At 33.3% G+C, this 15,516-nt stretch carries 10 protein-coding genes; 4 read left to right on the top strand and 6 right to left on the bottom strand.

Annotated features, from left to right (window positions below; genetic code table 11):
• Positions 1–144 precede the first annotated feature (144 nt).
• Positions 145–795 carry a winged helix-turn-helix domain-containing protein gene (locus ACYSNW_RS09580; RefSeq protein WP_461744265.1) on the bottom strand — a complete coding sequence of 217 codons (651 nt, stop codon included), beginning with the start codon at positions 793–795 and terminating at the stop codon, positions 145–147.
• 1,235 nt (positions 796–2,030) lie between these two features.
• Between ACYSNW_RS09580 and ACYSNW_RS09575 the strand changes: the two genes are divergently transcribed.
• From ACYSNW_RS09575 to ACYSNW_RS09560, 4 genes are all read left to right on the top strand, one after another.
• A complete protein-coding gene (locus tag ACYSNW_RS09575) occupies positions 2,031–3,476 on the top strand; it encodes a DUF1958 domain-containing protein (RefSeq protein ID WP_461744264.1) in 1,446 nt (481 codons plus the stop codon).
• Between the two features lie 314 nt (positions 3,477–3,790).
• Positions 3,791–5,119 (top strand): C1 family peptidase, encoded by a 1,329-nt coding sequence (locus ACYSNW_RS09570; RefSeq protein WP_461744263.1) that lies wholly within the window; start codon positions 3,791–3,793, stop codon positions 5,117–5,119.
• 23 nt (positions 5,120–5,142) lie between these two features.
• Positions 5,143–6,546 carry a C69 family dipeptidase gene (locus ACYSNW_RS09565; protein WP_461744262.1) on the top strand — a complete coding sequence of 468 codons (1,404 nt, stop codon included), beginning with the start codon at positions 5,143–5,145 and terminating at the stop codon, positions 6,544–6,546.
• A gap of 34 nt (positions 6,547–6,580) precedes the next feature.
• Positions 6,581–8,098 carry an amino acid permease gene (locus tag ACYSNW_RS09560; RefSeq protein WP_461744261.1) on the top strand — a complete coding sequence of 506 codons (1,518 nt, stop codon included), beginning with the start codon at positions 6,581–6,583 and terminating at the stop codon, positions 8,096–8,098.
• Positions 8,099–8,415: 317 nt separating this feature from the next.
• Here the strand turns inward: ACYSNW_RS09560 and ACYSNW_RS09555 are convergent, their stop codons facing one another.
• From ACYSNW_RS09555 to yfmF, 5 genes are all read right to left on the bottom strand, one after another.
• On the bottom strand, positions 8,416–9,591 hold the full coding sequence (locus ACYSNW_RS09555; protein ID WP_461744260.1) for a tyrosine-type recombinase/integrase: 1,176 nt from the start codon (positions 9,589–9,591) through the stop codon (positions 8,416–8,418).
• Between the two features lie 863 nt (positions 9,592–10,454).
• Positions 10,455–11,033 (bottom strand): CDP-diacylglycerol--glycerol-3-phosphate 3-phosphatidyltransferase, encoded by a 579-nt coding sequence (pgsA, locus tag ACYSNW_RS09550; protein ID WP_461744259.1) that lies wholly within the window; start codon positions 11,031–11,033, stop codon positions 10,455–10,457.
• A gap of 382 nt (positions 11,034–11,415) precedes the next feature.
• Positions 11,416–12,351: a helix-turn-helix domain-containing protein gene (locus ACYSNW_RS09545; RefSeq protein WP_461744258.1), complete on the bottom strand. Its 936-nt coding sequence runs from the start codon at positions 12,349–12,351 to the stop codon at positions 11,416–11,418.
• A 550-nt stretch (positions 12,352–12,901) separates the two neighbouring features.
• Positions 12,902–14,194: an EF-P 5-aminopentanol modification-associated protein YfmH gene (yfmH, locus tag ACYSNW_RS09540; RefSeq protein ID WP_461744257.1), complete on the bottom strand. Its 1,293-nt coding sequence runs from the start codon at positions 14,192–14,194 to the stop codon at positions 12,902–12,904.
• Entirely contained in the window at positions 14,187–15,455 is a 1,269-nt protein-coding gene (yfmF, locus tag ACYSNW_RS09535; RefSeq protein ID WP_461744256.1) for an EF-P 5-aminopentanol modification-associated protein YfmF, read from the bottom strand. The genes yfmH and yfmF overlap by 8 nt, the downstream gene beginning before the upstream one ends.
• Between the last annotated feature and the right edge of the window lie 61 nt (positions 15,456–15,516).

Genomic DNA, 15,516 nt, shown 5'->3' with positions numbered 1-15,516 from the left:
AGAAGAAATTTCCGAAAATGATAAGAAATACAACAGTTTTTTCAATGTTGAATCATTCCCGTTTGGTATTTTCTAATTTGAATTAACCGAGTAAGCATTATGTACCTTTTTGGCTTATTTTCGAAGATGTTACTTTTTCCTATCTCATTTCACTTTCAACATATATCCGACAGAACGTATCGTTTTAATTTCAAATCGCCCATTTTCTTTCATTTTTTCTCTTAAGTGAAAAACAACATTAGCTACGCGGAAAAAACGATCTCCTTCAAAATCATCCCAAGTCGACTCTGATAACTCTGTATACGTAACAGTTGTATCAATCCGGTCGTAAAGTAATTTAAATAACCGATATTCAGTACGTGTCAGTTGCTGCACTTTACCATCAAGGCTAAAAGATTGATTATTCTCATTAAAAGTTGGTTTGATTAACTTTGAATTATTTTTGTTTTTCAAACGAGCAAACGTATTTTTTACGATATAAAATAACTTTCCAGTACCAGTTGGAGAGAAAACTACATCATTTGCTCCCAATTCAAATAATATATCTTCCTCACGATTTAACTTTTTCGATGAAAAAATCCAAACAAAAAGTTCAGATCTTGTTTTAGAAAAAAGAAGCCATTTTATCGTTTCTGTTAAGCCGTCAGTTTCAGTCAAATGGATAATCAATCCATCTAATTGTTCCATTTGCTTTTTATCATTTACTTGAATCACACTATTGTTCATTGATTCAAATTGACTCACAAATTCTTTAAATAAATCCTTTTCACTTGTAAATATTCCTAAATTCGACACAGCCGATCCCCTTCTTTTTTTCTTGAATGTAGGTAATCCGAGAAAACATTATTATTATAGGCTTTTTTAGCGCTTGAAACAGTGATTGACGGTTATCCAGACGGTTTATAGAACAAAAACAATATATATTTATGGAACACTAACGAATAATGGATAGGGATAGGTAACAGAAATCAATAAAATTTTTAAGTTTGTTAAATTGCTATTTACTTATTCATTTATTTCTAGAAAAAATAAGTAAATACCAGAAAAAAACTAAAAAATACATTATTACTCGTTGAGATACGATTACTATTGATTTTTGATGATATTCAAATTTACATTAAGAGTAAGAACTTATTCTTATTTTTTATAGAATTGTGAACATCTTAATCAGTTTTAGTTGTTTATACTATCTAATTCCAGTTTCAGAATTTCTAATGGATTGCAAATTCTAATTTTGACCATTTTGATGACGGCTATCAGAATAAATACATGTTGTTATTTAATATTTTTCAATCTTTTTGTCTTTTTTTAATATTTATAGAAAATTCTATAGCACTTAGCAAACAAAGAAAAATTTAATAAATTATCATTTTTTTTACAAAAATAAAAAAAATTGATAATTTATCAAAAGAAATAACATAGACATTGTAAAATGTATAGCTTATACTAAGTAAAGAATTAAAAAAATATATATTTTCTTCAGATAATCACATATTAAATTTCTCGGATTACCTACATCTAAGAAATTACAGACGTTTTTAAATTACAAAAAATGATACATTACAAATAATATGTATTAAAAATAAAAAAAGCATTGACTTGCTCTTATTCTATGCATTTTTAGCTAATTTCCTACTAAAAAAAGGCGATAATGACCTCCTAGACCTCTTTTCAGATCAACTAAACTAAAAATAGGCATTATGAATTAGTGTTCTTATTTTATTTAAATTTCATTTGTTTCTCGATAATGAAATTTATTGTTTTTCCTTACTCAAATTTACAAAAAATTTTAGTTTTTATACATATGAAGTTAAAAAAAGTATAAAACTGTCTATTCTTCTGCTAATTTCAGAAAAATTTGGTACAATATAATGAGCTGTTTTATAGAAGGTAAGAAAGGAACAATTGAATTTATTTGCTTCTACTACTGAACTTTTTGAAACGGCTAAAGTAGGAATTATATTTAGAGAAATTATCGGGATTCTGTTTATACTATATAAATAGAAAATAAGAATATAGAGGATCGTTTTATGAGGAAAAAAAATTACTTTGTTTTGTTCACTATTTTTGCACTGACACTTTCTATCGCTAGTAGTTTTTTGGCAGCAAAAACTGCTTATGCACAAGAAGATATTCTGACACTTACTCAAAATGCTGGATATGATACTGATGAAAGTTATCGTCCAAAAGCATCAATTGTGGCTGATGCTGAAACTGGACAAATTATTTGGGCTGAAAATCCTGATCTTATATGGGAACCAGCAAGCATTGCCAAGCTAATGACTATTTATTTAGTTTTCCAAGCTCTCGAAGAAGGACAATTTACATTAGATACAACAGTCAAAGCAACAGAAAGTGATGCTGCCATTTCTCAAATTTATGAATTGAGTAATTCAACTATCGTTGCGGGTGTTGACTATCCGATTCACGATTTAATCTCAATGACTGTAGTGGCATCTTCCAATGCTTCTACTATTATGTTAGCTAATTTTGTGACGAACAATGATGCAGCAAAATTTATTAATCAGATGAACGAACAAGCCAAAAATTTGGGTATGACCAATACTATTTTTTATAACCCTAGTGGAGCCCAAGCGAGTGCCTTTAACGGTTTGTATACACCTGTGGGAATCAATCCAGATGCAGACAACACCTCTACTGCTAAAGATTTAGCTATTTTAGGTTATCAACTATTAAAAACATATCCCGAAATTTTAAATTATACAAAAGATTATCAAGTAACTGTTATGGAAAACACTCCTTATGCAGAAGTTTTGACCAATTCTAATCAGTCAATCCCTGGTGGTCCTTATGGATACGAAGGAGCAGATGGCTTAAAAACAGGTTCAAGTCCTAATGGTGCCTTCAGTTATATGGCGACTGCTAAAAAAGGCGATACTCGTCTGATTGAAGTTATCTTAGGTGTTGGGGATTGGGATAATCAAGAAGGCGAAGCTCAACGGCATGCATTCGGTAATGCGTTATTCGATTATGGTTTTTCGACTTACGAATACAAGAAGCTACTTGATAAAGGAACCACAACAATCAATGAAAAAGAAATCACTTTAGATAGTGATCTTTACGGTTTAATACAGATTGGAGCTACGCCAAGTTATACTTTAGCAAACAATCAGATAAGCGTAGACAATGGCTTAGCTCACTTGTCGCCAACAATTCCTACACTTAGCGTTGGTTATCAACCCGTTAAAAAAACGATTATTTCAAAAATGGCTGACAAAAATTCGACTAGTGCGGATAAAACACAAACAAATAATTGGGTAGATTATCTATTCTGCGGAATTGCAGTTATAATTGGCAGTTTGTTTCTGATACTTGGTCGTTCATTAAAAACACATTTAATCGTCACTAAACGAAAAAGCAAATACCCTGCTCGAATCAAGGCCGTCACTTTAATTGGCTGGATTCTGTTACTTTCAGGAATTGGTTATACGATTTTTCTATTTGTAATGAAGTAAACAAACTTTTTCTACTTTATGATAAAACAACGTTTGGTCGAAAAAATACATTTTTTTTAAAACTAAATACTATCGAATAGTTGGTGGAATCAGAACTATCTCCTACAAAAACAAGCGATAACTAACGGAATTTGCATTTGAAAACTCCGTTAGTTATCGCTTGTTTCTTGCGTTTTATCCCTTCTGATCTACCTTCTTTTTTTTATATTCCAAATTTGCTCGGGAAAGTTTACAAAAATAAAGAAAAATAAAAATTAAAAATCAATTATCATTGCCTTAAGAGATACAAAAATAAAGAAAGGTAAGTGATTTTTGTGAACGAACTGACGAAAGAAAAAATCCAAGAAATGCAAACTCATTTTGAACGTTCGACAAAAAATGAAGTTGCGCAATGTGCTGTCGTAAATAATGGAATCTTTGCGGCTGCCGAAAATTTAAAAGCAATCGGAGATAACAATTTCAACTTTTCGATAGATATTGATTCTGAAATTGTCACGAACCAAAACAAAAGTGGTCGTTGCTGGATGTTTGCTTGCTTGAATGTTTTACGATTCCATATTGAACAGCAATATGATATCGAAAATTTTGAACTTTCTCAAAACTATACTTATTTTTGGGATAAATTAGAAAAAGCCAACTACTTCTATAGTAATATTTTAAAAACAGCAAGCTCTGATCTTTCTAGTAGAGAAGTCAAATATTTATTGAATTCTCCTCAACAAGATGGTGGCGATTGGAACTTAATTGTTTCATTGATTGAAAAATATGGTGTTGTTCCAAGTTATGAAATGAACGAAACCAATTGTAGCATCACTTCAGCCGATTTAAATACTATTTTAAATTCTAAACTAAGAAAAGACGCACTTGTTTTACGCAAATTAGTTGCAGAGCAAGCAGATGAAGCAACTATTGACCAACAAATCGCTCAAAACTTGCAAGAAGTGTACGAAGTTTTATCAATTACACTGGGCACACCTCCTCAAACCATCAACTTTAATTTCAGAACCAAAAAAGATGACTATGTAAATTACACAAATCTTACACCGCTTGATTTCCTTACGAACTATATTGACTTAAACCTAAAAGACTATGTTGGCGTAATCAACGTGCCAACTGAAGAAATGCCTTACAATCAGCTTTATGAAGTAGCGATGTCAGATAATATGGTTGGCGGTATTCCAAATAAATACTTAAATCTACCAATGGATGAATTGAAAAAATTAACAATCACGCAAATAAAATCAGGTGAGCCTGTTTGGTTCGGTTGCGATGTTTTAAAATGCTTCGACAGACAAAAAGGAATCATGTCAACCGAGCTTTATCATTTAGAAAAATTATTAGGAATCGATTTTATTGCTAATAAAGGTGATCGTTTTAATTACAGCGATAGCTTACCGACTCACGCAATGGTCTTTGGCGGAGTGAACTTAATTGATAATAAACCAACAAAATGGAAAGTTGAAAATAGTTGGGGCCGCAAAGTGGGAGATAAAGGCTTCTTCGTCATGGATGATCAATGGATGAACGACTATGTATTCGAAGTGGTTATCAGAAGAGATTTGCTCACAGAAGCACAACAAAAAGTCCTTGAACAAAAACCTATAGTCTTACCATTTTGGAATCCAATGAATCCAATCGCATAAAAAAGAAAGAAGGAAAATATATTATGTGTACAACAGTCTTAGTTGGAAAAAAAGCATCTCGAACAGGTTCAACCATTATTGCCAGAAATTGTGATACAGAAGCACCGATTCAACCCGTCAAATTTATTACAGTCAAGGAAAATAGTAAAACCACAGGAACCTATCATTCTAATTTAACGAAGTTTTCTGAAAAATATCCTTCGCAATCACTTCGTTATCAGATGGTTCCCTTTGTAGAAAAAGAAACATTGGGTATTTTTGGAGAAGCTGGAATCAATTCTTTAAATATTGCCATGAGCTCTACCGAAAGTATTTTTAGTAATACTTTTGTTTTGGCGATTGATCCGCTAACTGACCGCGGCTTAGGAGAAGATTCTCTTTTAAATATGGTGTTACCTTACATTACTTCTGCTAGAGAAGGTGTAGAGTATGTTGGGAAACTCATTGAAAAAAATGGCTCGCATGAAGGAAACGGCATCATTTTTAGCGATAAAGATGAAATTTGGTATATGGAGATTCCATGTGGGCATCATTGGGTTGCACAACGAATTCCTGATGACCATTGCGCCGTGATTGCGAATCAATCGATTATTGAAGAAGTTGATTTCGAAGATACAGAAAACTTTATGTATTCAGCTTCAATTAGAGAATTTGTTGATCAATATGAGTTGAATCCAGATCCAACCACGTTTAATTTCCGTCATATCTTTGGAACCAGCAATTTACAAGATCGAAAATACAATACATCACGTGTTTGGTATGGTCAAAAAGTATTCGGTCATGAAAATACTAGTCCTGTTGCAGACGATATGCCATTTACTTTTAAACCAAAACATAAACTAACGATCGAAGATGTCGGCTATGTTTTAAGTTCTCATTATGATGAAACACAATATGATCCATTTAATGAAAATGATCTTGTTTCTGCTCACGCTTTTAGACCCATTTCAATGAATCGTACAGCAGAATCACATATTCTAGAAATTCGAAACAATGTCGATCCCGAAATTGCTGGGTTGATTTGGCTAAACAGTAGTCCAACAGCCTTTAATCCGTATGTTCCATTCTACGCAAACAGTAACGATACGTCTTCATTATATAATGATACTTCTTTAGAATTTGATATTCATCAAGCCTATTGGTTATCAAGAACATTGGCTGTTTTAGTTGAAAGAGATTATGATAAATTAGCTTTTTCAAACTTTGGCTATTTAACAGTGGCTAAAACGTTAGCAAACCATCTTGTTCTAAAAACAGATGAAGCTTATCAACAAGAAAAACCGGCTGATGTTACAAGCTTTTTAACGGACTACAACGAAAAAAATGCACAAGAAATGTACGATTTAGCGATGAAACATGTTGGAGAATTGATGCAGCAAGGGTTATCTTTATCCAAACTAACTTTTGATATCACTAAAGATGTATAAAACTTATTAATCATTAGATTTGGAGGGAAAACAAATGGCTACACCATCACAACAAAGCACTACATCAAACGCAACACCTATTTCAAATAACTCCGCCCCTGATACTAATCAGGGCGGAGGCACTTTGAAAAAATTATCAAAAATCACTCTACCTACTTTTATCGGTTTGACTTTCGCATTAGTTGCAGGTCCTTATTATTCTACTTTGACCGCAACTGGTTGGAACATGTTTATTTATATGGCTATAGCCGCTATCGGTTTTGCTTTGCCAATTGCACTTATTTCAGGAGAATTCGGCACAACATTCCCAGGTCGTGGGGGTCCAGAATTATGGGTCAAAAATACCTTGGGTCCTAAATGGGGCTTTGTTACTTCGTGGCTGATTTGGGCTGCTATGTTCCCATCAATGGTTGTTGTCGGAACTGGTTTTGCTCCAATGGTCGCATTGTTATTGAACAAACCTGACTTGATTGAGAATCAGTTGTATACATTAATCGTTATTCTACTATTAGTTTGGACCATGACCTTGTTAAATTTAAAATTTGATATGGCAAAAATCAATGGAAAATTCGGTATTTGGCTAGGTTTATACATCCCAGTTGTATTACTTTTTTCATTAGGTGCATTTACTTTTTATAAATTTGGTTTCATCGCTAACAGCACTTTAGGTCATTTTGAATTTTCAAGTTTATTCCCTAAATCTTTCACTAGTGGGACTGGAATGTATTTTAGTGGGATTATCTTTATCTTTTTAGGAATCGAAATGTCTTCTGTATTTATCACTAGATTGAAAAATCCTTCTCAACAATATTCTAAAGGAATCATTTTATCCTTAGTTTTACTAGCTGTTTTTTCAATCGTTAATTCATTTTTAGTTGCTAACGTGATCCCTGCTGGAAAAATCCAATTAAACAATGGGGCACAACCATTACAATTATTTGCTCACTACCTTGGCTTACCTTATTTCGTGGTCCAAATTTTCTGTTTACTATCTATCGTAAGTGTCTTGACGAACATGTCAACTTGGTTTGTTAGTGCTTCTAAGACAGTCACTCAAAGTGCATTGAATGGTGATTTCCCTCCTAAACTTAAGTTTTGGAAAACAAATAAGTTTAATGCATGTCCAAGTCTTTTGTTTGTTCAAGCAATCGCCATTTCGGCTTTAGCAGCTGCTTATGTCGTGATTCCTGGTATCAACAAAGTATTTATCATTATTACCAATAGCGGTACCGTTCTATATTGTATTGCTTATTCATTAATGGCCATCGGCTTTTTAGCTATGAGAAGAAAACAACCAAATGAAGTTCATCCATTCAGAGTTGGAAAATCAGGCAATGGTTTAGCATACTTCTTTGCAGTTTTACTATTAGTTACAATCGCTGCTGCTTTGCTATTGACGTTTTTAAATAATTCTTTATTGAATCTAGTATTTGTTATTGTCCTAACGGTCATTTTCTTTTCTATTCCACTTTTCATTTATAAACACAGAAAAGCAAGCTGGGCTACAACGGTTCAATCCTTAACCAATACACCAAATAAAACAAATAAATAAGATGCTTACTCTTCCCCAAGATAAGTTTTAAACATATTTTTTCAATGGCAAATAAATACACCTCTATTCGCAAAAACGATTTCTCATTTTTGTGAATAGAGGCTTCTTTTTACATAAAAATAAACTGGTGAATGTCTAAAAACTATTGAGGAATTCGAATTTTTTTGGAAGTTTAACTAGAAATCAAGAAAGAGATTGGAGCAAACAGCCATGGTGGCTATTGCTTTCAACTACTCCCTAGCCATCATTAATAATTGGCGTGATAACTAGTTTATTTTTTTAGCAGGATAAAATTAGCTTTTGATTTTCAACTGCTTCTAACTAATACGATCTGCTTCTCTAATCGTATCGATTAACTCTGAAGTTTCATATTCGTCCATAGTTTCACGACTAACGAAAATTTTTCTATCTAAAATCTCCATAGCTTCTTGTCTTTTTTCCCACAGTGAATCGGTATATGTATCTAAAGTCAACTTGATAGAATGGTGTCCCATCAACTTACTTAAAGAAGCAATATCTACACCTAATTCAACACAGCGCGTGGCAAAAGTATGTCGCAATACATGAAAGTGAATATCATCGACTCCGGCTTGTCGCAAACATTTTTTAAAACGATAAGTTACTGTTCGCGGTTCTGCATGATGATTTTTGACCGAAATCACAAAATCTGATGTAGAGAGTAATTTTTTTTCTTGTAAATATTTACATAAATGCGGTGCTAAAGGTATGGAACGAATAGAGTTTTTGGTTTTCGGTGAGCCAAAAAAGATTTTCGTTTTGCCTCTTTCATGTTGTTCTGGCAAGCGTTGAAGAGATCGTTGTACATAAATAATCCCTTGATTAAAATCAATATCGCTCCACTTTAAGCCGCAAATTTCACCAATTCGCATCCCTGTTGCTAAGGCCAAAACAACAGCAGAGCATTGCTTCTCTTGAAAAGCATAGTGTTCCAAACGATGCTGTTCGTCTAATGTTAACGCATAAACAGCCTTAGGTTTCTTTTTCGTTAATAAAATATTTTTCGTGGGATTATCTGGTAAAAACCCTTTTTTAACTGCAAAGCCAAAACTATTTTTTAAAATTTGCAAAATGTTTTTTGTCATGTTTTCAGAAAGTTCTTGATTCATAATATGACGCACAAACTTATTGATATCTTCATGCGTCACAAGGTGTAATGCTTTGTTTTCAAAATAGGGTCGAATATGATTTTTAGTTTTCATTTCATAACTAACCCAAGTAGAATGCTTTACCTTGTCTTTAATGTAAAAATAAAGCCACTCATCAAACCACTCTGAAACAGTTCCCAAGAAAAGGGTATCTTGTTGCTTCTCATATCTCATTTTCTGTTTCATTAGTTCTTGCTGAACAGAAACATATTTACGTCCATAGACATAGCCATAAATTATTTTTCCGTCCTTTGTTCGCGTTTTTTTATAGCGACCTTCCCAACGGCCGTCTTTTCTTTTATAAATATTTTCGCCTTTTTTGGGCATAAAGCATACGCTCCTCACCGACTATTTTGTCGTGTTTATTTGATAAAACTATGAGTCTGTTCCGTTAAAATAACAGACATAAAGATTATTTTTATAGTTCAAACGTAAATTATTTCAAAATCCATACTTCATTTTATCAAAAAATTCTTTCTTTATCAAAAAAGTTGAGAGATAAAATGACAGATAAGGATAGACATTACTAACTTAGTAGCTTAGTATTATAATTGAGGAAAAAGTGTTCAAAACAGCATTCCATCGTAAAAAAAGTTAACAAGATAAAAATAGCCCGCTAACTTAACAAAATAGCGCCCGTTTATAATTATAACTACGAATTCAAACAGCAGATTTTTTCTGTTGTTTTTTGCTTCATTTTATTCATATTGTGCAAATAAAAAACAAATAAATATGGAAAAATAGCTATTTTATTGTATATCTAAAACCAGATTTTGGGAGAATTTTTATTTTGTTATTTGTTAGTATAGCAGAAATTTTTATTTTTTAGACTATTAAGGCTTGCGAAAATAAACCATGATCGACGAAGCGACTGGTTTGGGCGTTTTTATCTAACGGATAGTTTAGAGTATTTGATGCTTTTAATTACATTAGTCCATAAAAAATAAAGCTATCTAGTCTTTCTATTCTTTAGTAAGCAACGCTCAGAAGGAATGCATATGGTCTTTTATATGTACTTATATTTGATTACACTATGACACTTTATAAAAATTATAAAGGAAGAGACAAATTAAAAGCTAATTATGTCCCGACCTCAACCCAAGATTTTATACTTCTACTTTAAACTTTTACCATTCACACCTTACTAATTGATTGCAACTAATTGTCAAGAGAACTAAATCGTTCTTTTATTACATTGAATCTTTAAATACTGCTGCATTTTTTACAAAATAATCCACGCCAGAGTAAATAGTAAAAATCAAACAGGCATAGAGCATAATCTGATCTAGCGGAATAGAAATAGCTGAAAAAGGGATATTATTAATCAGCAATAAAATGATTGCTACCATTTGAGTTGCTGTCTTTACTTTCCCTGGCCATGCTGCCGCCATTACTTCGCCACCTTCAACTAAAAGCAAACGCAAGCCTGTAACCGCTAATTCGCGACAAACAATAATCGCTACAACCCAAGCTGGAGCTTTCCCTTGACCAACTAAAATAATAAAAGCAGTCATTACAAGCATTTTATCAGCCAATGGATCAGCAAATTTGCCAAAATTAGTCACTAAGCCTCGTGCGCGAGCAATCTTTCCATCTAACCAATCGGTAACACTAGCTAAAGCAAATATGATTGCACCAACTAACTGTGTCACAGCTAAAGAGGTTCCTGCTATAGTTATCGTCCCCCAATCCATAGGTACACTAACAACAAGAATAAAAATCGGAATCATAAAAATTCTAAGGACTGTTAATTTATTCGGTAAATTCAATGACTATTACTCCTCTCTTCCTTTTACATTGTACGTTATCTTTCAAAACGTGTCACGAAAAATAAATTAACCTGCTCAAATCTTAGTTAAAAATAAAAAAATGAGAGCAGAATTCGGTTTGGACAGAATCGCTTAGCTCCAATCAAGTAGAGTTGATATTCCCTTTATCTGCTTGATTCTCTGGGCTAAATGTTTCTGTTCAAACCTCCTTATCCTCTAAAAACTAACGTACTATTTTGGGAGTTGTGATATTTGGAAACTTTGTTAAATTACGATGAATCAAGAAAACTAGTGGCCTCAGAAGCATCCTATCGACCTGATTTTCAAGATTCAATACATTTCAATCATTTATCTCACGATTATTCCCTTGTTTGTGTTCACGCTATTGTGCTGGTTCCTGTGACACTTCTGGTTGTGATGTTTGCGTTTGATTTGCATAGGCAATCGCTAAATCAATCCTTCTAAAGCCAATACCAGTGTTATTTGGATTAAAAGCAACAAGTTGATCATCTAGTTTAAATTCTATATTTTCTGAAGCCCCAAACGTAACTATTATTTGAGTTGTTCCCTCTGGGATGTCTACTGTTTTCGGCTGCCCTGGCTGAATCGTTTCTTGGAAGAAATAGCCATTATCAGCATTCGTTGCTGTCGGAATATAAATCCCTACCCAACAAGCGGCAGGTGTTGCCGTAAATGTTGCTTTAGCAGGAGACGAAACATTGACTGCATTCATCTCAACAGCACCATTTAACTCACTTACATACGTCACTTCTGCTTTAGGTTTTGGTTCACTTGAAGAACTTGATTGCGATGTCGACGTTTCCGAACTACTTGATGTAGAAGTCTCACTAGACTCAGACGTTGAGGTGGAAACTCTACTAATCTCAGAGGCAGGTGTTTCAATAATTGGGTTATCTTGACGATTTTGCCAAGAGATATAAAGAACAACTATTAAGATTGCCATCCCAATCAATGAAAAAACAATCGCTGGTAAATTCTTAATCCATGCACTACCCTCTTCTTCATCATACATTTGCGTCCGAGAAGCATCTAACGTTTCAAATTGAACAGCTTCTTCAATTGGTTTTTTTCTATCTTTTCCATCAAAAATATCTACTAAATCATTTCCATCTAGTCCAACCGCATTCGCATATTGCCGAATAAAGGCACGGACATAAAAAGTCCCTGGCATGGCATCAAAATCATTTTCTTCAATTGCCATCAGGTAACGTTTTTGTATTTTAGTAATTTGCTGCAGTTCATCTAGTGTAATATTTTGCTGCAGACGTGCTTCTCTTAACTTTTCTCCTATATTCACGCTGGCCACCCGTCCATCTTCTCCAGTCTTTCAAATTTATTTATCACTATGAGTCATTTATATTCAGAGAGTAAAAAAATCACAGCCGCTAGTTTTCTTAGCTGTGTCACTCTATTGGTTCTTGATTCGCACAATGCATTTGTTTACGTTGGATTCATTCTTATTGACCAATAATCTTTTCAACTTACTTGATTTTCATTCCAACTATTTTGTACTTATTTGATTTAAGGATACCACAAAAAAACTTATTAAGGAGAACTAATTTGAAAGTTTTTAGCCAATTTTTCGCAGTTTTAGTTTTTAATAAAAATAATGAAATTGAATTATTTCAAACTCATTTAAAAAAGTGCTTGAAACAAAAATAGTTGTTCCCTAGAAAGTTGCTTTTATACCACTATTTATTCAGGTTTCGTTAGGGAATCAACCTATTTTGGGAGACTCTTTCTCTGAACAAAATCCAGTCAATTTATCTTCTGTTTAGACTTTCCTATTTTTATTAAGAAAGTCTAAACAATTGCTCTAAACTAATCCAAATGATTCATTTTTAGCCTTATTTTTTAGGATACATATAAAAACGGCTTAATGCTTCTTTGCGAATGAATGCGCGACCCACTTGTTGAATATCAGCCAATTCAATCGTTTCAATCACTTGGATCATATCAAAAAGAGTTACCTCTCCATACAATGATTGAGAAAAACGGTTGGCAATATGTTCTAAAGAATTCAATGATTGCAAGTATTTTCCAATCATTTTTTTCTTCAATAAGTGTAAGTTTTCTTTAGTCAGTTCGTTACTATCTTCAAAGGTTAATAAGATTTTTTCTAATTCTTCAGCTAGTAATTCTGGTTGATCACTATCGCCACCAAAATCTGCAAAATGAAAACTACGATCCAAGCTGAATTCATAACTAAAACTATCATCTAATAATCCTTCATCATACAAACGCAAATAGTTTTGAGAAGTATTACCGAGCAACAATTGTAATAATAAATTAACGGTCGTTTTATATTTTAAAAGTTCAAATCCATCTGTCGGTACATCATCTAATCCCTTTAGACCAACAATTACTTTGGGACGAGAGACAGCCATTTCCATCGTACGTTCACGTATAATATCGGCTGCTGTTTCTTTAGGAAAATGACGGACGATTGGTGTTGCTTGAGCAAACGTCTTTTTCGCTTGATTTTCTCGAATAAACGCCATCATTTTTTCTGGTTCCATTTTCCCGACGACAAATAAAGTCATATTACTTGGATGATAAAAGGTATGATAGCACGTGTATAAATCCTCTGCCGTAATCTCAGCAATACTCTCAACCGTTCCAGCGATATCGATGTGTAACGGATGTTTAGGATAAAGATTCCCTAAAATACCGAAAAATAAGCGCCAATTCGAATCATCTAAATACATTTGAATTTCTTGTCCGATGATTCCTTTCTCTTTTTCGACCGTTTCTTTCGTAAAGTAAGGTGCCTGAACAAAGTCAATCAAGGTTTCTAAGTTTTTCTCTACTTCATCCGTCGTAGAAAATAGATAACTCGTTTTAGTAAAACTTGTAAACGCATTGGCTGAAGCTCCTTGTCGACCAAATTGTTGGAACACATCGCCCTCTTCTTTTTCAAACATTTTATGCTCTAGAAAATGAGCAATTCCATCAGGAACTTTCGTCAATGTCTCTTCTCCCAATGGAACAAATTCATTGTCAATCGAACCATAGTTTGTTGTAAATAAGCCATACGTTTTATGGTAATCATTTTTAGGTAATAAATAGACCGTTAAGCCATTTGCTAATTTTTCCGTATATAATACTTCATTGATTTGAGGATATTCTTTTTTATGCATCTGTTTTTTCTCCTTCCAAAAAGAAAATAGCTTGCAAAGCAATTGATTCTGCAACTTTTTGGATATCTTTTAACGTGACAGCTTCCATGCGAGCAATCCATTCTTCCGCAGTCAAACGTAAATGTGGCATCAAATCTGTCAAATATTCATTTTCTAGAACAGCGCCTGCATTATCTAAGGAAAGAAGGTATTGATTTTTGAGCATTGCTTTTGTTTGGATGATTTCCATTTCGGTGATTCTGCCATTACGCATATTCTCCAACTCGGTTGAAATAAGTCGCAACACTCGATTGCGATTTTTGCCATCAATCCCCGTTTGAACGTTCATCATTCCACGAAAAGTATCCATGCTACTGGATGCATAATACGCTAGATTTTCTTTTTCTCGAACATTCATAAATAACTTCGAATGAGGGAAGCCCCCAAAAATCCCATTGAAAACTTGTAACGCAAAATAATTTTTATCACCATAATAGATACTCGTGTTATAACCCAAATTCAATTTAGATTGAGCTAATGGTTCTTGTTCTGAACGTTCTTCAATCACATTACGAACGGGTTGGCGATAAAAAATATCACTTCGACCCATTTCACGATCGCTAAATGGTAATTTTTCAAATAATTTGCTGACTTCAAATTCATTGACATCGCCTAAAACTAAAATATCGATTTGGTCTTCAGCAAGCATTTTGTGATAATAAGTCGCGATACTTTCTGGTGTTTCCTCTACCAATGCTTCAGCTGTTCCAAAACTTGGAATTTTTTGATCTTCTGATTGATTGAAATACAATTGTTGCAAAGCTAATGCAGCATATGTTTGTTTATCTTCAGTAATACTTTCGTAGTATGCTTTTAAGTTTTCTTTTTCGCGCTCAAATGTTTTAGGTTCAAACGCACCTGCTATGATATTTGGCTTAAATAAAATTTCTTTAATAAAGTCCACTGCTTCTTTCAACACTTGGCTATTCGTTAAATAATTATCATTTACAATGCTTAATGAAACATTCAACCAATGATGGTTGCCTTTTTTAGTTACATTGATGCCAAAGCTGGCTCCATACATTTCTGCCAACTGCTCACTCAATTTCACCTGATCTGGATAGTTTAAACTGTTTGTTTCTAATAGACTAGAAAGTAAGGTCCGCTTCGTAATCGTTTCTTTATCTAAACGCGTATCAAAACGAACTAAAATACGTGTTGTTTTATATTTTTCAGTTGGGATAACGTGCAAGTCAACACCTTGCGCTAATTTAATTGTCATATTGGCAGCTCCTTTTCATTTTCATCATAATAAAGCAGCGAAAAGAATACAATTTTCAGCT

This window comes from Enterococcus sp. LJL99, assembly GCF_054871725.1.
The sequence above is the reverse complement of the archived record's forward strand: the minus strand, read 5'-3'. Positions and strand labels throughout refer to the sequence as shown.